The organism is Pseudoalteromonas sp. SG43-3 (assembly GCF_014164385.1).
In the GTDB taxonomy this organism is placed as follows: domain Bacteria; phylum Pseudomonadota; class Gammaproteobacteria; order Enterobacterales; family Alteromonadaceae; genus Pseudoalteromonas; species Pseudoalteromonas distincta.
Genome location: NZ_JACJFC010000078.1, coordinates 1 through 569, shown reverse-complemented (window position 1 = coordinate 569; position 569 = coordinate 1). Strand labels below are relative to the sequence as shown.

Below are 569 nucleotides of genomic sequence, written 5' to 3'. Positions count from 1 at the left end.
CTTGTATGGATAATAAACCCATAAATTAATTAATACTTTAACCAAGTTCGGGTAATGTGAGGCCCAAGCTTTGGCTGCAACCAAAGCCTTTTATACAGTAGTTCGATTGATTGAAGGCTCCTCTATTGAGAGACCGATAACAAGAAAGAACGCTGTATAAACTCCAAGCATTAAACTCGGATAGTCAACGGGGCCTCGAGCCCGAATCGCAAGGCAGAGTCAGCTTATTATGAATACACTCAATAATCAAAATGAAATTAACGTCGGTGTCGATACAGGTAAAACTCAACTCGATATTTACATCCGACCTTTAGATATATATTTCACCGTAGAAAACAATGACGGCGGCATTAAACACGCTATAAAAACACTAAAAAAGCACCCAATAACGCGTGTTACTATTGAAGCAACTGGGCGCCTTGAACACCCCTTTATTATGGCGTGTGCTCAAGCGAATATCCCTTTCGTTGTTGCTAATCCCGTTAATATTAAACGTTTCGCAGGCGCTATTGGCCAAAAAGCAAAAACAGATAAACTTGATGCGCAACTCATCGCTCATTTTGGTGAAG

1 protein-coding gene is annotated in these 569 nt (G+C 40.4%); it reads left to right on the top strand.

Going from position 1 to position 569, the window contains the following annotated elements:
- Positions 1 to 229: 229 nt before the first annotated feature.
- Positions 230 to 569: transposase (locus tag H5157_RS20680; RefSeq protein ID WP_024600113.1), on the top strand; the 340-nt coding region annotated here is incomplete at its 3' end.